General features: G+C 44.1%; 20 protein-coding genes. 12 read left to right on the forward strand and 8 right to left on the reverse strand.

Annotated elements, in window-relative coordinates; translation table 11 throughout:
* Positions 1–87: 87 nt before the first annotated feature.
* The 4 genes from HW45_RS16380 (at position 88) to nqrM (ending at position 2,930) form a co-directional block, all read left to right on the forward strand.
* Positions 88–1,179: a PfkB family carbohydrate kinase gene (locus tag HW45_RS16380; protein WP_038228572.1), complete on the forward strand. Its 1,092-nt coding sequence runs from the start codon at positions 88–90 to the stop codon at positions 1,177–1,179.
* Positions 1,173–2,090 carry a pseudouridine-5'-phosphate glycosidase gene (locus HW45_RS16385; RefSeq protein ID WP_038228244.1) on the forward strand — a complete coding sequence of 306 codons (918 nt, stop codon included), beginning with the start codon at positions 1,173–1,175 and terminating at the stop codon, positions 2,088–2,090. The genes HW45_RS16380 and HW45_RS16385 overlap by 7 nt, the downstream gene beginning before the upstream one ends.
* Before the next feature lie 186 nt (positions 2,091–2,276).
* On the forward strand, positions 2,277–2,717 hold the full coding sequence (locus tag HW45_RS16390) for a NifB/NifX family molybdenum-iron cluster-binding protein (RefSeq protein ID WP_006072252.1): 441 nt from the start codon (positions 2,277–2,279) through the stop codon (positions 2,715–2,717).
* Positions 2,718–2,729: 12 nt separating this feature from the next.
* Positions 2,730–2,930 carry a (Na+)-NQR maturation NqrM gene (gene nqrM, locus HW45_RS16395; RefSeq protein ID WP_006072254.1) on the forward strand — a complete coding sequence of 67 codons (201 nt, stop codon included), beginning with the start codon at positions 2,730–2,732 and terminating at the stop codon, positions 2,928–2,930.
* A gap of 14 nt (positions 2,931–2,944) precedes the next feature.
* Here the strand turns inward: nqrM and HW45_RS29340 are convergent, their stop codons facing one another.
* A complete protein-coding gene (locus tag HW45_RS29340; RefSeq protein WP_006072255.1) occupies positions 2,945–3,217 on the reverse strand; it encodes a DUF134 domain-containing protein in 273 nt (90 codons plus the stop codon).
* Between the two features lie 3 nt (positions 3,218–3,220).
* Positions 3,221–4,240: an AbrB family transcriptional regulator gene (locus HW45_RS16405; RefSeq protein WP_051868177.1), complete on the reverse strand. Its 1,020-nt coding sequence runs from the start codon at positions 4,238–4,240 to the stop codon at positions 3,221–3,223.
* A 150-nt stretch (positions 4,241–4,390) separates the two neighbouring features.
* Between HW45_RS16405 and HW45_RS16410 the strand changes: the two genes are divergently transcribed.
* The 4 genes from HW45_RS16410 to HW45_RS16425 all read left to right on the forward strand — a co-directional run bounded on the left by HW45_RS16410 (position 4,391) and on the right by HW45_RS16425 (position 10,617).
* Positions 4,391–5,428 carry a response regulator gene (locus HW45_RS16410; RefSeq protein WP_038228574.1) on the forward strand — a complete coding sequence of 346 codons (1,038 nt, stop codon included), beginning with the start codon at positions 4,391–4,393 and terminating at the stop codon, positions 5,426–5,428.
* A gap of 37 nt (positions 5,429–5,465) precedes the next feature.
* Positions 5,466–9,074 carry a hybrid sensor histidine kinase/response regulator gene (locus tag HW45_RS16415; protein ID WP_038228249.1) on the forward strand — a complete coding sequence of 1,203 codons (3,609 nt, stop codon included), beginning with the start codon at positions 5,466–5,468 and terminating at the stop codon, positions 9,072–9,074.
* 87 nt (positions 9,075–9,161) lie between these two features.
* The gene (locus HW45_RS16420; RefSeq protein ID WP_006072262.1) at positions 9,162–9,827 is read left to right on the forward strand and encodes an HAD family hydrolase; all 666 of its coding nucleotides are present in this window, start codon (positions 9,162–9,164) and stop codon (positions 9,825–9,827) included.
* A gap of 31 nt (positions 9,828–9,858) precedes the next feature.
* Positions 9,859–10,617, forward strand: a complete 759-nt coding sequence (locus HW45_RS16425; RefSeq protein WP_038228250.1) for a DeoR/GlpR family transcriptional regulator — start codon at positions 9,859–9,861, stop codon at positions 10,615–10,617.
* Positions 10,618–10,648: 31 nt separating this feature from the next.
* Here HW45_RS16425 and HW45_RS16430 read toward each other — a convergent pair whose 3' ends face one another.
* Positions 10,649–11,896, reverse strand: coding sequence for a D-amino acid dehydrogenase (locus HW45_RS16430; protein WP_038228252.1), 1,248 nt, complete (start codon positions 11,894–11,896; stop codon positions 10,649–10,651).
* A gap of 104 nt (positions 11,897–12,000) precedes the next feature.
* Between HW45_RS16430 and HW45_RS16435 the strand changes: the two genes are divergently transcribed.
* Positions 12,001–12,885, forward strand: coding sequence for a LysR substrate-binding domain-containing protein (locus HW45_RS16435; RefSeq protein WP_038228255.1), 885 nt, complete (start codon positions 12,001–12,003; stop codon positions 12,883–12,885).
* 51 nt (positions 12,886–12,936) lie between these two features.
* Here the strand turns inward: HW45_RS16435 and HW45_RS16440 are convergent, their stop codons facing one another.
* The 3 genes from HW45_RS16440 to HW45_RS16450 all read right to left on the reverse strand — a co-directional run bounded on the left by HW45_RS16440 (position 12,937) and on the right by HW45_RS16450 (position 15,535).
* Positions 12,937–14,241: an alpha/beta fold hydrolase gene (locus tag HW45_RS16440; protein ID WP_038228257.1), complete on the reverse strand. Its 1,305-nt coding sequence runs from the start codon at positions 14,239–14,241 to the stop codon at positions 12,937–12,939.
* A gap of 164 nt (positions 14,242–14,405) precedes the next feature.
* The gene (locus tag HW45_RS16445; RefSeq protein ID WP_038228259.1) at positions 14,406–14,870 is read right to left on the reverse strand and encodes a hypothetical protein; all 465 of its coding nucleotides are present in this window, start codon (positions 14,868–14,870) and stop codon (positions 14,406–14,408) included.
* Between the two features lie 125 nt (positions 14,871–14,995).
* Complete coding sequence (locus HW45_RS16450; RefSeq protein ID WP_038228262.1) at positions 14,996–15,535, reverse strand: helix-turn-helix domain-containing protein; 540 nt, start codon at positions 15,533–15,535, stop codon at positions 14,996–14,998.
* A 98-nt stretch (positions 15,536–15,633) separates the two neighbouring features.
* On the opposite strand from HW45_RS16450, the gene HW45_RS16455 reads away from it, so the two are divergent.
* Positions 15,634–16,788 carry a benzoate/H(+) symporter BenE family transporter gene (locus HW45_RS16455; protein WP_038228264.1) on the forward strand — a complete coding sequence of 385 codons (1,155 nt, stop codon included), beginning with the start codon at positions 15,634–15,636 and terminating at the stop codon, positions 16,786–16,788.
* A gap of 59 nt (positions 16,789–16,847) precedes the next feature.
* On the opposite strand, the gene glpK is transcribed toward HW45_RS16455, so the two are convergent.
* Entirely contained in the window at positions 16,848–18,341 is a 1,494-nt protein-coding gene (gene glpK, locus HW45_RS16460; protein WP_006072280.1) for a glycerol kinase GlpK, read from the reverse strand.
* A gap of 277 nt (positions 18,342–18,618) precedes the next feature.
* Here glpK and glpD point away from each other — a divergent pair, with 277 nt between their 5' ends.
* Positions 18,619–20,148, forward strand: coding sequence for a glycerol-3-phosphate dehydrogenase (glpD, locus tag HW45_RS16465; RefSeq protein WP_038228576.1), 1,530 nt, complete (start codon positions 18,619–18,621; stop codon positions 20,146–20,148).
* 66 nt (positions 20,149–20,214) lie between these two features.
* On the opposite strand, the gene HW45_RS16470 is transcribed toward glpD, so the two are convergent.
* Positions 20,215–21,102 (reverse strand): DMT family transporter, encoded by an 888-nt coding sequence (locus HW45_RS16470; RefSeq protein WP_038228266.1) that lies wholly within the window; start codon positions 21,100–21,102, stop codon positions 20,215–20,217.
* A gap of 213 nt (positions 21,103–21,315) precedes the next feature.
* Between HW45_RS16470 and HW45_RS16475 the strand changes: the two genes are divergently transcribed.
* Positions 21,316–21,645 carry an STAS domain-containing protein gene (locus HW45_RS16475; RefSeq protein WP_038228268.1) on the forward strand — a complete coding sequence of 110 codons (330 nt, stop codon included), beginning with the start codon at positions 21,316–21,318 and terminating at the stop codon, positions 21,643–21,645.
* The last annotated feature ends 90 nt before the right edge of the window (positions 21,646–21,735 follow it).

The following is a 21,735-nucleotide window of genomic DNA, read 5'->3' on the forward strand; positions in this document are numbered from 1 at the left end:
TGAATCTTTGAGCGTAGAAAACGTTTGCTTCGAGTAATTTGACAAATTATTATCCAAACAAAAGTTTGCACAACCGGACAAATGTTTATGACTGAGCGTGAGCAGCAGATTTTAGAGTTAATCAAACAAGACCCAATGATAGCCCAGCATACTCTTGCGGATATGTTGGATTTAAGTCGAAGTGCCGTTGCAGGCCACATAATGAACCTGACTAAAAAAGGCTTCATTGAGGGCAAAGGTTATGTCATTGCTCCAGAACGATTCAGCGCTGTCATAGGCGGTGCCAATATGGATCTTTGTGGACGTTCAAGTTCTGATTTGGTGATGGGGGATTCTAACCCTGGTGTACTAACTTCAGGAGCTGGAGGTGTTGCACGTAACATTGCTGATAACTTGTCTCGACTAGGCAGTAAGGTGCAGTTTATTGGTGCAATCGGTGATGATCTTTGGGGCGAGCAGCTGTTAGATTCTTGCCGAAATGCAGGCGTTGGTGTTGACCATTGTTTAACCGTTTCAGGTAAAGCGACCAGCACTTATTTGTCGATTCACGACCAGAGCGGTGAGCTTCAGCTTGCACTAAACGATATGGCGTTAATTGATGAACTTAATGTTGAGCAACTTTCTAAACGCGCTGCAGTATTTAATCGCTCATCGGCCATTGTGCTCGACGCAAACTTAAGTGAGTCGGCACTGGATTATTTATTCCACGCGCATGCGGATAAAGCTATTTTTGTTGACCCTGTGTCATCAGTTAAAGCAGGAAAAATAAAGCCTTATTTGGAATATGTGCATACCTTAAAACCAAACCTTTCTGAAGCCGAACTTTTGGCGGATTGTGAGATTAAGCATCCAGATCAATTGCCTGACGTTGCTAACAAACTGCACGCAATGGGTGTTAAGCGTCTGCTAATCAGCCTTGGTAAAGAGGGCGCCTATTCGAGTGTTGAGGGCCAAGGTGAGTTTATTCCGGCTTCGAAAACACTAGTAAACAATGTCACCGGAGCGGGTGATGCGCTGATGGCGGGTCTTGCTCATGGTTATCTACAAAACTGGGATTGGCAGCAGAGCGTGGAGTTTGCACTTGGTGCAGCCCGATTAGCACTTCAATCCAGTTCAACAATTAATTCAATTATGTCTGAAAAGGCAGTCTCTCGTTTAATAGAGGAATCAACATGTTAGAGAAGTATCTAGATATTCAACCTGAAGTTGCGCAAGCATTGGCTGAAAACAAACCTGTCGTGGCACTAGAATCAACGATCATTTCTCACGGTATGCCTTATCCACGCAATGTAGAGACCGCGCTTTTAGTTGAAGAAACAATCCGTGAATCAGGCGCTATTCCAGCGACTATTGCTATCATAAAAGGCCGCCTAAAAGTTGGTTTAGATAAAGAACAGATCGAATATTTGGGTAAAGCCGGTACTAGCGTGACCAAAGTCAGCCGCCGTGACATTCCTTTTATGGTGGCAGGCGAAAAAGACGGTGCGACAACAGTAGCAGCGACAATGATTTTGGCAGAAATGGCAGGGATTCGTGTATTTGCTACGGGTGGCATCGGTGGTGTTCATCGTGGTGCTCAAGAAACATTTGATATCTCTGCTGACCTTCAAGAGCTTGCAAATACAGATGTTGCTGTAGTGTGTGCAGGCGCGAAGTCAATTCTAGACTTAGCACTTACTCGTGAATATTTGGAAACGCAAGGTGTACCTGTTATTGGTTATCAAACCGATAGTCTGCCAGCGTTCTATACCCGTGAAAGTGAGCATGGCATCGACTACCGCCTAGACTCAGCAAAAGAGATCGCGATTGCACTGAAAGCGAAGTGGGAGATGAAACTTGCTGGTGGTGCAGTGATTGCCAACCCAATCCCTGTAGAATACGCGATGCCAGTGGAAACTATCAACTCTGCGATCGAGCAAGCGTTGGCAGAAGCAGATGAGCAAGGTATCGCTGGTAAAGAATCGACACCATTCTTGTTAGCTCGAGTTTGTGAACTAACAGGTGGGAACAGCCTTGACTCAAACATTCAGTTGGTCTTAAACAATGCTCGTCTTGGTGCCGCTATTGCTAAGTCGTATTGTGAAGCTTAATAGTTTCTAGCTTCGTCTCTATATTCAAGCCCCGCCCTAGTTAGGCTCATTTGCTAGGGTGGGGCTTTTTGATTTTGGGATAACGCTGTTTCTCATTTTACAGATGTTAATATTGCAAATTTAGTTATTGGCATATGCTAATTATAGGAGTAATTTAAGCACCATTGTTCAAATGGAGGAACTCTTATGATCGTTGCTATCCCATTCAATAATGATTCTATATCGTCTCATTTCGCCAAAGCACCTCAAATTTTGTTGGTTGATACTTCGAAAAATAGTCAGCATAGGTTGACCTTACCTGACGCTTCTCAAGGTGGCTGCGGGAACAAAAAACACTGGCTCGACATCATCAAACAATATGACGTAGAGACCGTCGTGGTTCGAAATATAGGCAAAAAAATGCTTGGAGCTTTGTTCAATTCGGGCGTCAATGTCAGGTCTGCACCTGTCAGAACACATATTGACGATATCGACTTTGATACCCTAAATAAGGTGGAATCCCTTGATTATGGCCGGGTGAATAAGCCAAAACACAATACTTGCTGTTCTGGCCACGAACCGAAACGAAATAAACTCGCGCCTAGTACGGTCCATCATATTAGAATGAATCTCAAATCGATTAAGTGACGGGGTAACATTATGGAAGTACTGTTCGCTATTATTGCGTTTTTGGCGGCAATTGCGTTAATGGCTATTGGTGTGATGTTTAAGCGAAAAGCCATTCAAGGTAGTTGTGGTGGACTTGCGAGTGCTGGCATCGATGGCGAATGTGACTGCAAAGATAAGTGTGCGACAACTCATAAAACCTTGTATCAAATACAAGAGCCTAGAAAGCACTAATCTTTAACGGGTTCTTATTCAATAACGAGTGCTTGACCGTTAATTAGGCAAGTCGCGACTTTCAAACGGGCAGACTTTACTATGTTGGCAAAAGTCTGCCTCGATACTTGCATCTCTTTCGCTGCATCAATCTGGTTCATACCATTGAGATCTGCCAGCCTTAATGCCTCTAATTCATCGGGTAACAATGCCATCTTATCGAGCTCAGAAAGTGGTACACCATTAGGTTTGAAACATTCAAAGGGAGCACGGCCGCAGATACGACGCTGTTTTTTAGGCCTAGCCATTGTTTACATCCTACTTAGTCTTTGCAGTGGCGATTTTAATACCACAGGCATCATATACAACATCATTAATCGCATCACATGATTTATCGCAACAAATGCGGGTTCCAAACCCAATAATAGAGCTACTGCGGTCATCGCTTCAACGCTGCCAGGTACCCAAGCAAGCAATAACACTTCCCAATCTGTGCTGGTCAAGTAACTAAATATCAGGGCGTAGACTACGGTTACGGTGACGCCCAGCGCAGTTACAATAAATCCAGCTCTAGAATATTCAACGGCGTCTTTTAATGATGTAGGAGCCAAACGGGTGCCAATTAGCACGCCTAGAATTGCTGTTGCAAACATAATAAATAGCTCAGGTACTACCAAATGAAGTGACGAAAATTGAGCGTTAAACATCGCAGCAACAATCAGACTGGTTAACAGGTAAGGGGCTGGGATACCGATCTTTCCAACGATCTTACCAAACACAAAACTCAGCACAGTAAGCAGAATAAGATAAGGGATTTGTGCTAATGAAACCGTTTGGCTGAGCTGAGACGTTCCTTCCCCGGTTGTTGCAACAATTCCCGCCAAGACAACTAGCAGAAGTAAGCGGATTGAATGCGAAAAGATGATTTTGGGAGATGGTTTTTCTTGTTCTTCACTGATTACCAGAATTGCTGCCATTGCTCCGGGAATAGCGCCAAGTAAGGACTCAAAAGGCGTCCATTTTTCTTGCTTATAGAGCCAAAAAAAATTCACGGTGGTTTGTGACAACATGCATAGAATCAAGCCCATGAATAAAGGCAGTGAAAAAGAGTCAATAAGTTCACTTGTATGCACAGTGATACCAATACTCAGGCCAAGAATAATCTGAATCGTAGTGAGGATCGCACTGGGTAATCTTACGTCTGTTTTGGTTAAGCGCAGATACATTACAACAAAGAGAGCCGCGGAAAATAGCTCACTGAGCGGTATCGGTAACACACCGCCAAGAAGTGACCCGATAAGTCCTACCAAGATGGTTCTTAATACTTCCATGTACAACATACCAGATAAATGAATTCACACGATTGTACGCGATTTCAGGAATTCAAGACATCTATTTACAGAATTTGATGCTACTCAGATTTGCAATATATCCAAACTAAACAATACTTTATTGATAATAATAACAGTGGTTGGGCTGAGATGAGTAAGGTAGAGCAAAGTACAGAGCCGTTTACGGTGTTGGTCGTCGATGACACACCAGAAAACCTAGATGTACTGAACGGGATTCTAACAGATTCCTATAAAGTAAAGGTTGCGATTAGCGGCAGAATCGCCCTGAAAATTGCGCAAAAAGTCCCCAGGCCAGACATTGTTTTGCTTGATGTAATGATGCCAGAAATGGATGGCTATCAAGTGTGCGAGCAGCTCAAAGCAAATCCTTTAACCAGTGATATTCCTGTGATATTTGTGACGGCAAAAGGTGAAGTTTCTGATGAAACAAAAGGGTTTGAGCTTGGTGCTGTGGATTACATTATCAAACCCGTTAGTCCTCCTATCGTGAGAGCACGTGTTGCAACACATTTATCACTTCATCATCAAAAACGACAGCTTGAGAAGCTAGTTCAGAAACGCACCCAAGTCATCAAAGATACTCAAAGAGAAATTATTAGCTGTTTGGGAAGAGCGGCGGAATTTAAAGATAACGAAACCGGAATGCACGTTGTACGAATGAGTCATTACAGCCGAATGTTAGCGACGCACATTGGCGCTGATCCTAAATGGGTCGAGTTATTGTTTGAAGCGGCGCCTATGCACGATATTGGCAAAATTGGTATTGCTGATGATGTGTTGTTGAAGCCTGAAAAACTAGACGAACATGAATGGAAAGAGATGCAGCGGCATGTGGAATATGGTGTCGCAATTCTGGGTCCATACCGGTCACCATTGTTGGATTTAGCGAAAGAGATAGCTCAATGTCATCATGAAAAATGGGATGGTAGCGGTTATCCGTCAGGACTTTCTGGAGAGAATATTCCTCTTAGCGCCAGAATCGTTGCTATAGCTGACGTGTTTGATGCGTTAACTAGCGAGCGCCCCTACAAACAAGCATGGAAGACTGAGGACGCCTTCGAATACCTGCGCCAAGAATCAGGTTCTCATTTTCAGCCAGACTTAGTTGCGGCTTTTGTTGGTATGGGGCCGGAGATAGAACAAATCAAAAGCACATTTGCTGATTAACTTCGCTAGTCACTATTACAGGATGTAACCACCAAACATGAATTCTGAAAGCGTTAAACATTCCATTGTAACTTCAAACAAAATTGCAGCTGGCTTTCTCGTGGTGTTAGTACTGCTCCTCAGTGTCGGCTTAGCAGCGTGGTTCAGCTTAGACAAGTTGTTTCGTTCTGTCGATCGGTATGAAGGTGCGGGGCAGCTGCTTCTTACATTAGATAGAGCAAGACTGCATGAGCTTTCCTTTACCCGAGACTTATCGGAGAGAGAATCGGAAGTCGCGCTTTCTCATATGACAGAAGCATTGAAACTGTCAGAAACGTTTCATTTAGAAAGGCATGAAGATAGTTCAGGGACCAAAGAACTAGTCCGTCAAATTAATCAATATCGAGCAGATTTTCAAAGATACGTGGCGTTGTCTTGGGAGTCGGTCGAAAAAAGAGAACAGATGGTTGAGGCGGCTCAACGCGCGAGTTCTATCGCCGATGCTCTTCATAGCTTACAAATAAAATATATTGAGAAAGATAAGCGCTTGGTGGATAGCTTGCGCCAATCAATGAGTGATATTTCCCGTAACTCAACGGCCTCTTTCCAGCTTTCCGTTGCTGTCGAATCGGCACGCAACCATGCGAAGGACTTTTTAGTATCAGGTAATTTAAAGGAATATCACCTTAGCAAAGGAGAATTGAAGAAAATATCGCGCTATTTGGATTTTTTGGAAGACCGAATCAAAGACACACGTAGTCGGGAGCTATTGGTTGAGTTGGAGCAACTAGAGCGCGCTTATTATGAGAATTTGACTGTGTTTCGAAGCGATAAGGTTGAGAAAGGAATTCGACTAGATGATCCCGCTTTAGCAGATTTAAGTCGTGTCGCGTTCGACCTAGCACAGTCTGCGTTGGACCTACGGAATAACGAGACCTTGGTGTTTGAGCGAGCTCAGTCAAAAGTAGCGGCCATTCAAAATTTGATGGCTCGACGATTGGATCTATCGAAGAGTGTGACTGAATTAATACAAGAATTAGACAGTGCTAGGCAAACCGATAGGGATTTTTCGCTGGCCTTGTCTCCCGAAGCAAAAACCATTCATGCTCAAAATGTGGTGATGGTTTTAGAAAGGGGACTGCAAACCATCTCCATACTGCATGGTTCATTAATAGAGTTAGATGAAAAAGTGCTGTTTGAGGAGCTTGAACCGGCAATTAAAAATTACCTTGAGCGATTTGGTGAATTGCGAATAGTGTCGAGTCATATAGGTACTATCGCACAGCAGATGGTGGATTCCGCTATTGATATCGACGGTGCCATTCTGGATATAAGAAATCGCCGATTTAATGAGATGTCTGAAGCTCGAGGCCTGGCCAATATGACAACTTATGGCGGCATTTTGTTTGCTTTGGCCATTCTTCTCCTTGCTTATCTGATTCGAAAATCACAGCGTGAGCTTCATATCGTCACCGAAGAGTTGGAAGAAAGTAATATCCAAACTCAAAATGCAAGTCAGGCAAAATCCGACTTCTTGGCCAATATGAGTCATGAGATTCGCACACCGATGAATGCCATTATTGGCATGAGCCACCTTGCCTTAGAGACCAAACTTGATAACAAACAGCGTCATTACATCAGCAAGGTTAATAGCTCCGCTCAAGCCTTGTTAGGTATCATTAATGATATTCTTGATTTCTCGAAAATCGAAGCAGGAAAAGTAGAAATTGAATCAATTAATTTCTCTTTAGACAGTGTGTTGGAGGAGGTGATTAGCCTGATTGATGACAGTGCTAAACAGAAAAAGCTATCACTTATTATTGATGTCGCTTCGGATGTGCCCGACCAACTCATCGGCGACCCATTGCGAATTAAACAAGTGCTAACGAACTTGACCTCCAATGCTGTGAAATTTACTGAGACAGGTGAAGTACGCGTTAAGGTATCGACTGCGATGATGAGAGAGCGTGAGTGCAAAATTAATTTCGCGGTTAAAGATACCGGCATTGGAATGACTCGCGAGCAGATCGACTCACTATTCCAGTCATTTTCTCAAGCAGACTCATCCACGACTCGCAAGTATGGTGGGACGGGGTTGGGTCTTTCCATTACCAAAAATCTAGTTGAGCTGATGGGAGGTAAAGTCAGTGTTGAGAGTCGGTTAGGCGAAGGTGCTCGCTTTAGCTTTTCACTGGTGCTAGGTGTTTCAGAGAGTAACGCAACGGTGTTTTATCCAGCTCAGTTGCAGAGTCAGAAATTAGCACTGATAGATAGCTCGAAAGAATCAGAACAAGTGGTGCTAAGTCAGCTGGAAAGAATCCAATGCAAGGTGGACAACTATCGCGACTTAGAGCAACTTGAGTCAGCGCTTAATCAGGGGAAAACTATTCCCAATGTTGTTCTTTATGGGTGGCGAAATGAAGTGTCCGATAACATAGAAACGATTTTGTCCATGCGAGAACGTGCGCCCCAAGTCTTAACCGCAAAACTGATCATTCTGTGCTCTGATTCTCGACAAGATATCATTGAAGCGTTAGAAGAGACTGATATTCAAGTCGCCAGTGTGTTGGAAAAGCCGTTTACTGCTTCTACATTGCACGATGCTTTGATTGCAGCTGCATTGAATGAGTCGCCACGTGTAGGCCATTATCGAAGCCATAGCGAAGAACTAAAGCGAGCACTAGCATCATTACAAGGCGCTAAAGTTCTATTGGTAGAAGATAATACGATCAATCAGGAGGTAGCAAGAGAGTTACTGCAATCGAAAGGACTTTCCGTTGATGTGGTGGAAAACGGACAAGAGGCAGTGAGCTCCTTGCAAACGGAAATCTATGATGGGGTACTGATGGACTGTCAAATGCCCATCATGGACGGTTATGAAGCCACGAGGAATATTCGAAATGAACTTGGTCTAGTTGAGCTTCCTGTAATAGCTATGACAGCTAGTGTGATGGTCGATGATAAAGAAAAGGCGTTGGCGTGTGGAATGAATGATGTGATTGGTAAGCCGATTATTCTTGAAGAAATGTTCCAAGTGATGGCCAAATGGATTCAGCCAAGCAAACAGTCTTCAGTTGATCATCTCGATATTGAAAGACTGGCTGGATCTGAAATAGGCCAGCGCTTAGCTGGTGGTAATGAGGCACTGCATCAAAAACTCATTCAACGATTTATCGAACAATACTCCGGAGTGAGAATAGGTACTTCAGAAGAACAGACCAGCGAAGCTACAATGTTTGAGGTTCATACTTTAAAAGGTGCTGCTGGCAACTTGGGGTTGGCTGATATTGCTGAAATTTGTGACCAAATAGAAAGGCAGCTAAAGCAAGGTGGTTCGGTTGAACAAGAAGTTACAATGCTCAACACTCAACTTGAACGTACAGTTGAGAGCTTAATCCAAAGCACTTTATCAATGAGTGTCCCTGAACCCCAAGAGTTCGGGATTCCATTTAGCGAACCGCAACTGCAGCGAATTAATGAGTTGATTGCTCTGTCAGAGGACTTTGATATGCAAGTATCAGAGTTATTGAGCGATGTTGATTATTTGTCTCAAGCCGGAATCGCGGAGGACGTAATTAATGATTTAAAAGTGGCGCTAGGACATTATGACTTTGAGAAGATGAGCGCTATCCTTCAAGCTTACAAAGCGTCATTGGGTGGAAAATAAAAGGATAAGCTATTAAAGGGCTGCTCGACCTTTCTTAGTCGGGAATCTGCTATACTCGGCGTTTTTTGAAGGTAAGTAAGGTAGTTCATGAACTTTAAAGCAGCAGTTTTCGATATGGATGGATTGCTTCTCGATACAGAAAATGTCTGTAAAGGCATTTTTGAAAAGGCATGCCAAACGCTCGGTGTACCTTTCTTAGAGCAGAGTTATTTATCTATTATTGGATGCAATTCAAAGACCATTCATAGCAAACTCGGTGAGGCGTATCAGGATATTATTGATTACAAGGTAATTAATGATGAGTGGCGAAAAAGCTATGATTCGGTCGTGTTCCATCAAGCTATTCCGAAAAAGCATGGTGTAATTGAACTACTGGATTTCTTGAAATCAAAAAATATTCCTCTTGCTGTGGCGACATCGACTCACCGAAATGTCGCTGAAGCTAAACTGAAATTGGCAGGCTTAGATAAATACTTCGACTGTTTAGCGACGGGTTGTGAGGTGACTAGAGGCAAGCCTGACCCAGAGATTTATCATTTGGCGGCGCAAAGACTTGGGGTTGAATCAGAGACATGTTTAGCATTTGAAGATTCGAACAATGGCGTCAAAGCTGCTGTTGCGGCTTCTATGCATACTTACCAAATTCCCGATCTCGTCTCGCCATGTGAAGATGTTAAAGCTCTGAATGCGAAAACTAGAACTTCGTTATTTGAGGTATACCGTGAACTTTCAGATAGTTATACTATCAAGTAGATTTTAAAAGAACTCGAACTGGAGTGATGTTTTGAAGCAAACCCAACGCCACAGACAAATACTTGCCATGCTTTCAGAAAAGGGCTTTTTGAACACTGAAGAGTTCGTGGATGTGTTTGGCGTAAGCCCACAAACCATTCGCCGAGATTTAAATGATTTGGCGAAGCAAGGGCTTGTCACTCGTCATCACGGGGGCGCATCGCTTCACTCTAGTACTGAAAACGAAGCCTACTCTTCACGTAAAGTGCGGTATCAAGACGAAAAAAACCGCATTGCCAACGAACTGGTAAAGCGTATACCAAACTCATCCTCTTTGTTTATTGACATCGGCACGACAACAGAAGCGGTAGCGACGGCACTACTTGAGCATAAAGATCTTAAGATTGTTACCAACAATATTAACGTTGCCAACATATTACGAGTCAAAGATGACTTCACGGTGATTGTTGCTGGTGGACAGATTCGTAATAAGGACGGCGGTATTATCGGAGAGGCGGCGAAAGAGTTCATCGAGCAGTTCCGACTCGATTACGGCATCATCGGTATCTCTGGAATACACGAAGGTGGCAGTCTTCTCGATTTTGATTTTTCTGAAGTTCGTATTGCGCAAGCGATAATTGCTTGTTCAGGGCAAACGATACTTGCGGCAGATAGCACCAAAATTAACCGAGGTGCTATGGTCAATCTTGGTCATATTTCTCAAGTAGATGCATTTTACACTGACGCGATGCCCCCTCAAGAATTAGTAGATATTCTTGAACATAATGAGGTAGATTTGCAGGTGTGTTAAACACACCTGCCGTACATTTTCGGTACCTCTACTAGTACCTCTCAACGCTCAGTTCTGCTAGTTCTAGACGACCATCTGAAGTCATTAACTCGGTTAGAATATCCGCCGAACCACATGCCATCGTCCAGCCTAAGGTGCCGTGTCCTGTATTGGTGTAAAGGTTTTTGATCGGTGTTTTGCCAATAATCGGTGTGCCATCTGGTGTCATAGGTCTAAATCCACTCCAGTATTCCGCTTGAGTGAGGTCTGCGCCCATAGGAAAGAGGTTGCTTACGACGTGATTGAGTGTGGCAAGTCTCTTGTCAGGAAGTGTTGCATCAAACCCTGCGAGCTCCGCTGTTCCAGCGACACGGATGCGCTCATCAAATCGAGTCACCGCGACTTTGTAGGTTTCGTCCATAATGGTAGAGGTAGGTGCTTGCTCATCATCGATCACCGGAAGTGTTAATGAATAGCCTTTTACCGGATAAATCGGTAGGTCAATGCCAAGAGGCGCTAGCAAAGATTTGGAGTAGCTTCCTAGTGCGACGACGAATCGATCGCCTGTTATTGTGCCTTGTGACGTGTTGACCCCCTTGATGCACTGCTTATCAACCTCTAGTTCATTGATATTGGTATCAAATAGGAACTTGACACCTGCTTGCTCCGCCAAGGTTTGCAGTTGCTGGCAAAACAAATAGCAGTCACCGGTCTCATCATCCGGTAGATAAAGCCCTCCGACCAGTTTATCGTTCATATTTTCTAGTCCAGGCTCTTGTTGTAAGCACTGCTGTCGATCGAGTAGTTGAAACTGAGTACCACTTTCTCTGAGTAGCGCCATATCTTTTTCTACAGAATTCAATTGCTCGTGTTTGCGAAAGATCTGCAGTGTACCTTGCCTCCGTCCTTGATATTGCAGTTGGTATTGTCTATTGAGCTGGGCTAAACAGTCTCTACTGCGATTAGCAATGGTCAACATGCGAGCTTTATTGGTTTTGTAATGACTAAGTTGGCAATTCAACAACATTTGGCTCGCCCAGTGAATCAGTTCAGGGCTTAAGCTAGGCTTTATTTTTAACGGTGCGTGCTGCTCAAAAAGCCATTTGAGTGCTTTTGTGGGAATCCCTGGAGCAGCCCATGGAGAGGAGTAGCCGTAGGAAATTTGTCCCGCATTGGCGAAGCTTGTCTCTTCCGCAGCTCTGGATTGACGGTCGACGACAGTCACCTCAAAGCCAGCTTGAGACAGATACCATGCACTGGTTAATCCAATGACTCCACTTCCTAACACGACGACTTTCACATTCAACTCTCACATTTTTTATTTTCAGCAACAATGAATGGTTTACATCTGATTAACAATCGATATAAATTGACAATAGATTTTAGTAAAACTAAAGGCTCGATATGAAATCTGCTGTACTTCATGGTATCAATCTAATTTGTATTGTCGCGCGCCACACCAGCATTACCAGTGCGGCAAAGGAGTTGAATTTGACGGTCGGTGCGGTGAGTCAGCAACTACATCAGATTGAACAACGCTTAGGTTTTACTGTATTTGAACGCCATGCTCGGGGAATTCGGCTTACCGAACGTGGCAACAAACTGGTAGAAGCGGCGGGTCATCATCTATTGTCCATTGAAGAAGCGGTGTTTCAACTAACACGGGTGTCTGAGCGCAAACAGATACGATTAAAACTCACCCCGTCGTTTGCCTTTAAGTGGTTAGTGCCTCGATTGGAGGACTTCTATCGCCGTTATCCCGATGTTCAGATACACACTTTCGCTGAAGGCGCACTTGTTGATAGTGACAGCCGCGATTTTGATGTTGCGATAGATTATGGGCCGATACCTTATAAACGCTCCGATGCAGAATTACTGTTAGAAGAATCACTGATTCCGGTAATGAGTCATAACTACTGGCAGCGTCACCCTGATTTGGCAACCAGCAATAGAGCGTGGGAACAAGTGACACTATTGCATGATCTTATGCCGTGGGAAGGTGCACCTAAAGATTATGAATGGCTGTACTGGGCATCTCAACAGAGTCTGGATTTTGACACTAACCAAGGGCATTTCTTCAATCGTACAGATATGGCGATGTCGGCTGCCGAGGCTGGAGTTGGTATTGCTCTGGCTCGGACAGCCTTACTAGGAGAAGAAGTCGCGCAAGGGAGGCTAATTGCACCATTTGATAAGATGGCGGCGAATGCCGGATATTTTATCATCACCCATACTGACAATCCTTATACGCGACTGTTTAAGAGTTGGCTGCAAGAACAAGTACAGTAAAGTGAGATAAAAGGCTCACCTCACCGTGCACAGCTGAGGTGAGCGAGAGCATTAAGCCTGTTGGCAATGATAAGTATGATTACCCATGGTAATCAGGTTGTTAAGAATGCGCTCACCATCCGCCCGTAGTCCATTGTGTTCGTATTCATTGGTAATCCAAGCTTTAGCATTAGGCATCAGTGCAAGGGTCTCGCGGCTGATATCCATTTCTACGAACATATCGTCGGCATAAACAGCGCAACTTACTGGAACTGAGTTATTGGCGAGTGTTTCGGCGTCATACAGTTTGCCCCAATCTGATTTCTCTGCCAGCAGATCTGCGGCTTCTTTCAGTGGTTTTAGGCACTCGTATTGTTCAAACATCCAAGGGAAGACCATTTCTCCAGTAAAGTAGAATTCGCTTTCTTCGCCAGAATAGTTGAACTCACTATGCTCTTGACGTATTCGATGTGCAGACCAATTCGAGCTAAAGCCTTGGCAATAAATGGATTCGTGCAGCAAGGCGTAGATGGGGTTAGTTTGAAAACCCTGTTGTATCAACATTTCATTGAGGAACTCATAACGCATAATAGTCTCACCGTTGACCTCAACCAGAGCGTTTTCTAAGTTGTAATAAGTCGGTAGGAAGGTATCACTCATACCAAAATTAATGCCAATCTGTTGAAATTGCTCAACAGTGAAACGCTGGCCATTAGGCAAGTAAACCTCATTGTTCATTAGGTGATTGGCAATGTTCTTACAGAGTGCTTGTGCATGAGGAAACTGACGAAAGAATGCCTGATTTTTCTCTCTGGTACGCTTAAATGTCGCTTGATAAACGTCGTCTGGATGACGCGAAATTGATGGTACACCACCTGTGATAAATGAACGCGATAAGCTTTCTGGAAATAAAGAGAGGTAGGTTAATGAACAAAAACCACCAAAGCTTTGACCGAGAATTGCCCATTGCTTAACACCAAACTGTTTACGAATAGACTCTGCATCGCGAACAATATTGTCCGCTCTAAAATGGCTGAGGTAGTCGGCTTGCTGCTGTGGTGTTTGACTTGCCAAGGTTTGATGGCTGATTACGGTGCTGTTTCCGGTGCCTCTTTGGTCCAGTAAAAGTACTTTGTAATCCTGTAAAGCGCGTTTTAACCAACCATTATTGCCATTCGGACGTGGTGAAGGGAACCCGGGACCTCCCTGAAAGTAGACTAGCCACGGCTTGTCTGCCGTGTCATCGACAAGAGTTACTTCTCGCGCAAAGACATTGATATTACCTTTATCTGGGTGTTGATAATCTAATGGAACAATAAAGTTGTGAGGGGTAAAACGTAAACCTGAGTCGATGAAAGAGGCGGTGTTGACTGTCATATTCGAACTTCCGTGATGAATAGGGAAACTGCTATTTCTGCAATGTCAGAAAATGAGGTAATCGCTATGCGAAGAAACAGCAGTGAAGTAGCATCGACGTTAACGTTTTTGTAATGAAAACGCTAGTGACAATCGAACAAATACAAAGTATGGACGCACAGGTATTAGTTTTCGGTACTTAAACGCGGTGATCGTTTATTTTTCAATCTCAGGCCATCGCGAATATTTAATCCCATAAGCGTTAAGTTGATAAAACCTGCGACAAACTCTATGCCTTGAATCCAATAAAAGGTGTGGTCAAATTGGCCCTTAGAGGCAAGAGTGTGAAGATAGATCGCACAAGGTAGCAGCACCAACATGCCATTCACTGCAATAAATGGCATCCGCTTTTTCTTTGCTCCAAGTACTCCCTTATTTGCTTTTGGCGCGAGCTTTGAACCAGTAATACCAGCGATTGCCATACAAGGGATCAAAACCCATACGGCAAAGAAAATGGCAGTTTTCACAGTGGTCACAGCTTCCTCACTTCCGAACAGTTCGACTAAAACGCTGCTGGTGAAGAATGACAAAATCAAACCAAAAGCAATGATCGCTGCGGTTCGGTGAAGCATAGAGAGGGAAGTGCGCATAATAAAACCTCATAGAGTTGATTCATTTGTTTCGAACTTAGTTTATGCCGCAATAGTTGCAATTGCAACTATTGCGGCGGTTTTTAATCGTGTGCGGATTTATAGGTTATAGCTTGGGGATCTAATTACCTTGGATAGCAGACAATATTCTGAAATACCGCCCTCTCGGTTACGGCTTTATAACCGTGTGGCTGATCGCTATAAAAGCGTAAACTTTCACCCTGTGCGACGGCATGCCACTTATCTTCAAAAAACACCTCGAGGTTGCCTTCCAACACAATGATATGCTCAATGACGCCTACGCTGTGAGGTGAAGACAGTTGGCAATGGTGCTGCGCTAGCGTAATTTCAAACATTTCCATGTTGGTGTCGCTGGTATAGGGAAATAGGGTATTGACCAGCATGTTTTCATCTTCTGGGAACGTCATTTCGCTGTCACGTAGCACAGGGTCGTTTGCGAAGAACCCAGAAAAGGACGCCTCCAAACCACTAGAAATTTTCCATAGTGTCGAAATTGTGGGGCTTGATTCCCCCCTTTCTATCTGTCCCAGCATAGCTTTGGAGACGCTAGTAAGCTTGGCAGTTGCGTCTAAGCTCAATCCTTTGTGTTTTCTGATTTGCTTTAAGTGTGCCGCGATTTGCGATTTAAAAACGGTGTCGTTCATAGGGTTCTCTTATTGTGCGCTATAACGCACAGTGGTACTCTTAGGTTTGTGCGTTATCACGCACAAGAATAGCACCATTGATGAAATAAGGAACTAACATGAAAGGAATCTTTAGTTTGAGTCATGTCTCTGCGGGCTTTACTGCGGTATTAGTTGGCTATACCAGTTCTGTGGTCATCATCATTCAAGCTGCGACACAATCTGGTGCAAGCCCATTTCAAATCGAAAGCTGGCTGTTGGTTCTAGGCGTAATGATGGGGCTAACCTCAATAGGTCTGTCATGGTTTTACAAAATGCCTATCCTCACCGCGTGGTCGACACCAGGGGCTGCGATGTTAGTTGTGTCAGCAGGGGAGTACCAGTTAAGTGAGGCGATAGGTGCGTTTGTGGTTTCTGGTTTAATGATTACCGTGACAGGGCTGATTGGTCCCCTTAGTGAAGCCTTAAAGCGAATTCCTTCATCACTTGGCACTGCAATGTTGGCGGCCATTCTGTTACCTTTCTGTCTTAAAGGCTTTGAACCACTTCAGACGTCACCAATCTTGTTTATCATCATGTTCTTGACGTATCTGCTGGCAAAGCACTTTGCTCCCAGATATGCCATGCTGCTCCTTCTTTCGGTAGCATTAATCTGTGCATGGTTTGTTACGCCGCATGACGCTGTCGAGTTTCAAATAGCGATGGCTAAGCCTGCTTGGATGCCGGTAACTTTTGATGTATCCGCGTTACTCAATCTTGCGCTACCGCTTTATCTTATCACTATGATTTCTCAAAACTTGCCTGGTGTTGCGATGATGAAGAGTTATCACTATCAAACACCAGTGAAGTCGTCGTTAATTACCACTGGTGTTGCAAATATGATTTTCGCTCCTTTCGGTGGTTTTAGTGCTAACTTGGCAGCGATTTCAGCGGCTATCTGCATGAACGACTCAGTGGATGCCGACAAGAATCAGCGGTATAAAGCGGTAATATGGGCCGGTGTGTTTTATCTCGCTGCCGGTTTGTTCGCGACGTCTGTGGTTGCTCTTTTTATCGCACTGCCAGCTGATATTACCAGTATGTTAGCCAGTTTTGCCTTGTTGGGAACGTTATTGATGTGTTTACACTCGGCATTTATGACGGAAGAGTACCGAGAGGCGGCATTATTGACTTTCTTGATTACCCTTTCGGGCGTTAGCTTCTTAGGCATTAGCTCAACCTTACTTGGCTTGGCAGTAGGGTTGATTTATAGCCGCTTTACGCGTCGCACCTAATAAAAACCCGCACTCGTTTATTCGAATACGGGTTTAATAAGTTTATGAAGAACTATACCTTAGTGTGATTTAGTTCGCTTGATCGCGTCTAACCAACCAGCGTACAACGTTTCTCTTTCATTTCGCTCTATTTGCGGGCTAAAGGTACGCTCGATTTCTTTCTTGTCAGCAAGCTCTTCTTGGTTTTGCCAAAAACCAACTGCGAGACCAGCTAGCATTGCCGCACCTAAAGCGGTTGATTCTCTGACAACCGGACGAACGACTTTGCTACCCATGATATCGGACTGGAACTGCATCAGGAAATCGTTAGCAACGGCGCCGCCGTCAACGCGAATTTGGCTTAGCTTGATACCTGAGTCCTCTTCCATGGCAAGTAAGACATCCCGACTTTGATAAGCGATGGACTCAAGAGCTGCGCGGATAATGTGGTTGCGGTTCGTGCCGCGTGTTAATCCCGTCAAAGTGCCACGTGCGTGTGGGTCCCAATAAGGCGCACCTAGACCAACAAATGCAGGTACAAGATACACGCCGTTGGAGTCATCGACTTTCTCTGCAAAGTACTGAGTATCTTGAGCATCTTGGATGAGTCCTAGCTCATCACGCAGCCATTGAATCGTTGCGCCACCCATGAACACACTACCTTCGAGCGCATAAGTGATCTCATTGCCAACTTTATATCCGATGGTAGTGAGCAAACCGTGTTTCGAAGCGATGGGCTTGTCGCCAGTGTTCATAAGTAAGAAACAGCCAGTGCCATAGGTGTTTTTGACCATGCCTTTCTTAAAGCACTGCTGACCAAATAGGGCGGCTTGTTGGTCTCCTGCGATACCACTGATAGGAATGTCTTCAGTCCCTCCGCCAATATGGGCGTAACCATAGACTTCGCTGCTCGATTTAACTTCAGGTAACATGGATTTTGGAATGTTGAAGATATCGAGTAGTTTCTCATCCCATTTTAGGGTATGGATATTGAACAGCATACTGCGTGATGCGTTACTTACGTCTGTAACGTGAGACTTACCGTGGGTCAGTTTCCAGATTAACCAAGTATCCACAGTACCGAATAGTAATTCGCCTTTCTCTGCGCGTTCTCGTGCACCTTCAACATTGTCGAGAATCCATGCAATCTTAGAACCAGAAAAATAAGCATCTACCACTAAACCTGTCGTGTCACGAATGTAGTCTTCATGGCCGTCGGCTTTTAACTTTTCACAAAAATCGGCCGTACGGCGGCACTGCCAGACAATAGCATTGTAGACAGGATGACCCGTCTCTTTTTCCCATACAATGGTGGTCTCACGCTGGTTGGTGATACCAATCGCAGCGACTTCTTCGTTAGCAATGTCAGACTGAGCTAATACTTCAGTAAGGGAAGAGCGCTGTGTGGCCCAGATTTCCATCGGGTCATGTTCTACCCAACCGGGCTTAGGATAAATTTGAGTGAATTCGCGCTGAGCAGCACTGATCGTATTCGCGTCATGATCAAAAATAATAGCTCGGGAGCTAGTCGTTCCTTGATCTAGTGCGACGACGACTTTCTTCTTACTTTCCATATCTTTCTCGTTATTTCTTTATGCTTTTTCGCTGTCATCGCGAAATGTTCGTTTCCGCACACTGTAGTGTTCGAAATGTCAAATATACATGAAATTAATGTTAATGAACTTTCCGGCGTATTGCAAAGGTTGAGTTCTCATTCCTTGATTTATCTTGGTTTAATGAAACTTTCGTGAAAGGTGTAAAAAATACTCGATCTTTTCGTTTATGATGATTATATTGTATCTAAACGAACATAAACGCGCATTTGCGAATAAAGAGCTGGACGAGGAAACTATGAGTGTAACCAATAAAGTGTATGATTTAGTCGTAATAGGAGGCGGCATTAACGGCGTCGCAGTTGCAGCTGATGCAGCAGGGCGTGGCTTGAAAGTCGCACTTTATGAAATGAACGATTTGGCTTCGGCTACGTCTTCGGCAAGTAGTAAACTCATTCATGGTGGCTTACGTTATCTTGAGCATTATGAGTTTCGTTTAGTTTCGGAAGCTCTTGCAGAGCGTGAAGTCTTGCTCAAAAATGCACCGCACCTTGTTTCTCCACTTCGTTTCCAATTACCCCACCGACCTCATTTGCGCCCAGCTTGGATGATAAGAACGGGGTTGTTCCTATACGATAACTTGGGCAAGCGTGTTTCTTTGCCTGGTAGTCATAGTGTGAAGTTTAAGGGCGAGCAAAGTCCGCTATTACCAGAAATGAAAGTAGGCTTCGAATATTCGGATTGTGCCGTTGACGATGCGCGTTTGGTTGTCACTAATGCCAAGTTAGCTGAAGAGAAAGGTGCGGATATTTTCACTCGCTCAAAATGTGTTAAAGCCGAACGCTCTGGTGAAGCATGGCGTGTGGATATCGAGAACACGCTGACAGGTGAAGTGAATTCAATACAAACCAAAGCACTTGTAAATGCCGCAGGTCCTTGGGTTGACCGTTTCTTCTGCAGTCAATTGGCTATGCCATCGCCGAGAGGTATTCGTCTAGTAAAAGGAAGCCATATAGTGGTTCCTAAGATGTACGATGGTAATCATGCATTTATTCTGCAAAACGAAGATAAACGAATTGTGTTTGTGATTCCTTACATGGATAACTACTCAGTGGTAGGTACCACAGATGTAGAGTATCAAGGTGACCCAAGCAAAGTTAAAATTGATGATAACGAAATTGCTTACTTGTGCGATATCGTTAACCAACATTTTACGACTAAAATTTCACCTGAAGATGTGATTTCTGATTGGTCTGGTGTTCGTCCTCTATGTGATGATGAATCTGACGACCCGCAAGCAGTAACACGTGATTATACGATCGAGCTTGATGATCAAATGGACGATGCTCCGCTCTTATCTATTTTTGGTGGCAAGCTGACAACGTATCGCAAACTTGGTCAGGCAGCGGTGGATAAACTTGCTCCATTCTTCCCTCATATGGGGCAGGCTTGGACTCGTGAAGCAATTCTACCTGGTGGTAATTTCTCTAATCGTGATCATTTAGAGCAGCAGCTCGCTTCTCAGTATTCATGGCTAGACAGTGGCATTATCAAGCGATGGGTCAGAGCATACGGTACACGTATTAATCAGCTCCTTGAAGGTAAAACCAGTGTTGATGAACTGGGTACGGATTTTGGACACGGCCTGTATCAAGCAGAGGTGGATTACTTAGTGCAGCAAGAATGGGCTGTATCAGTAGACGATGTCCTTTGGAGGCGAAGCAAGCTCGGTTTAGAGTTTGAAGCGGAGCAAGTCGAACAACTTAGCGATTATCTCGGCGCATCACTTGCAAAAAAGAATGGTGTGAATCTTAAACGTGTTAGCTAGTCTTTTATAAGATTCACCATTGATAGCTCCAAACGAACAGCGCCCTTAAGTCAGGGCGCTGTTTTATTATGGATTCAGTCGTTTAGTTTTTCGAATGGAAACCATCGAACTTAGGCGATAAAAAACTAATGAGGCAAGTAACAATAGACAACCGAATACTTTGTTAATGGGCATCGGCTCGGAATAGATAAGCACACTTAGAATTAACGTCCACACAGGTTCGAGCAGCATCAATAGTGCTGCATTTGTTGGGTTAGCCAGCTTTTGACCCGTTGTTTGCATTAAGTAACGCAAGCTGGTCGCAAGTAAAACGCTCAGTGCAAACCACTTCCAAGTAATCAACGAAATATGTTCAGGCCAAGTTTCGACACTGAGTGAAAGAACAATACCGATACAGCCAGTAGAAAACAGCTGCAAGGTTGTCAGCAGCATAGGTGACAACTGTGCGGAATACTTGCTATTGAAGTTAAAGTGGAGCGCCAAACCAACAGCAGACGCTAAAAACCAAAGCTGACTGGGGTCGGTTTGCCAGCTTCCTTTCCAGGACAACAAAAACAAGCCAGCGGCTGCAATCGGAAGCGACAGCCAAAAAGCACGAATTGGTTTTGTTTTAAATAGCACCCAAGCGACTATCGGGACAAACAACATCGACAGGCTCATGATGAAAGCGCCTTCACCTAAGGTGTCACTAATAGAGATCGCATGAATCCAGCAAAAGATAGCACTTCCTAAGAAACAACCGACACTCATTGCTCGAAGACAGTCTCCTAATGAGGCTGCTTTAAGTGCTCGCATACAGAATGGAAGTAAAATTAACGACGCAAAGATAAACCGCAAACCAATAAAACCGAATGGCGGAAGACCTTGTATGGCTTCTTTTGAAAACACCCATCCGGCGCCGGCAAGCAGTGTGGTAAAAACCAGAATAAATTCAGCGCGATATTTGACGTGCATAAAAGTGGACTCTTTTTTTTGCTCATTCTGCGCTATTTTTGCCGGATAGACCATAGTAGAACCGAGCAGAATTATTGATATATCTGATAAATAGAATTACCGATTTGATGGTGATTGCCTACACTCTTGGCGTATGCATTAATATTTGGGATTAGTTTTTAAATGCTACTATATTCATATGTAGAATAAGTTATATCCGAAAAGGAGAAAGTGATGTCGTTCATTGCATATAGTAATGATACTCACACCGTTATCGAAGTAGACGCGCCGCACTTTGATGCCAAAACTGTCCCTAGTTTTCGACAGTGCATCGATGGTTTGGATGATTCATTGAATCGGTGCATGTTATTGGACTTAACCAGTGTGACGTTTATGGACAGCAGTGCGTTAGGAGCGCTGATGGCGCTGCGAAAAACCCACCAATGTGACACCATTTGCCTTATCACTGAGAGTGTACCTGTTCTCCAATTGTTAAAAGTTACCAAAGTAGATCAGTTAGTTACCGTCTATCCCGACCTTGAACAAGCGATAACTGCGAACTAGTTATCACTTTGCTTGCATAACGTACAAAAATAAGTCAAATCGTAGGGCCAACATACTGTTTTTGTTGACGCGAAACCGCTTGTCATACAC

It is taken from the genome of Vibrio sp. ER1A, assembly GCF_000733315.1.
In the GTDB taxonomy this organism is placed as follows: Bacteria; Pseudomonadota; Gammaproteobacteria; order Enterobacterales; family Vibrionaceae; genus Vibrio; species Vibrio mediterranei.

Coding starts and splice junctions, on each gene's coding strand:
- HW45_RS16380 (WP_038228572.1), top strand. CDS start 88: ATGACTGAGCGTGAGCAGCAGATTTTAGAGTTAATCAAACAAGACCCA.
- HW45_RS16385 (WP_038228244.1), top strand. CDS start 1,173: ATGTTAGAGAAGTATCTAGATATTCAACCTGAAGTTGCGCAAGCATTG.
- HW45_RS16390 (WP_006072252.1), top strand. CDS start 2,277: ATGATCGTTGCTATCCCATTCAATAATGATTCTATATCGTCTCATTTC.
- nqrM (WP_006072254.1), top strand. CDS start 2,730: ATGGAAGTACTGTTCGCTATTATTGCGTTTTTGGCGGCAATTGCGTTA.
- HW45_RS29340 (WP_006072255.1), bottom strand. CDS start 3,217: ATGGCTAGGCCTAAAAAACAGCGTCGTATCTGCGGCCGTGCTCCCTTT.
- HW45_RS16405 (WP_051868177.1), bottom strand. CDS start 4,240: ATGGAAGTATTAAGAACCATCTTGGTAGGACTTATCGGGTCACTTCTT.
- HW45_RS16410 (WP_038228574.1), top strand. CDS start 4,391: ATGAGTAAGGTAGAGCAAAGTACAGAGCCGTTTACGGTGTTGGTCGTC.
- HW45_RS16415 (WP_038228249.1), top strand. CDS start 5,466: ATGAATTCTGAAAGCGTTAAACATTCCATTGTAACTTCAAACAAAATT.
- HW45_RS16420 (WP_006072262.1), top strand. CDS start 9,162: ATGAACTTTAAAGCAGCAGTTTTCGATATGGATGGATTGCTTCTCGAT.
- HW45_RS16435 (WP_038228255.1), top strand. CDS start 12,001: ATGAAATCTGCTGTACTTCATGGTATCAATCTAATTTGTATTGTCGCG.
- HW45_RS16440 (WP_038228257.1), bottom strand. CDS start 14,241: ATGACAGTCAACACCGCCTCTTTCATCGACTCAGGTTTACGTTTTACC.
- HW45_RS16445 (WP_038228259.1), bottom strand. CDS start 14,870: ATGCGCACTTCCCTCTCTATGCTTCACCGAACCGCAGCGATCATTGCT.
- HW45_RS16450 (WP_038228262.1), bottom strand. CDS start 15,535: ATGAACGACACCGTTTTTAAATCGCAAATCGCGGCACACTTAAAGCAA.
- HW45_RS16455 (WP_038228264.1), top strand. CDS start 15,634: ATGAAAGGAATCTTTAGTTTGAGTCATGTCTCTGCGGGCTTTACTGCG.
- glpK (WP_006072280.1), bottom strand. CDS start 18,341: ATGGAAAGTAAGAAGAAAGTCGTCGTCGCACTAGATCAAGGAACGACT.
- glpD (WP_038228576.1), top strand. CDS start 18,619: ATGAGTGTAACCAATAAAGTGTATGATTTAGTCGTAATAGGAGGCGGC.
- HW45_RS16470 (WP_038228266.1), bottom strand. CDS start 21,102: ATGCACGTCAAATATCGCGCTGAATTTATTCTGGTTTTTACCACACTG.
- HW45_RS16475 (WP_038228268.1), top strand. CDS start 21,316: ATGTCGTTCATTGCATATAGTAATGATACTCACACCGTTATCGAAGTA.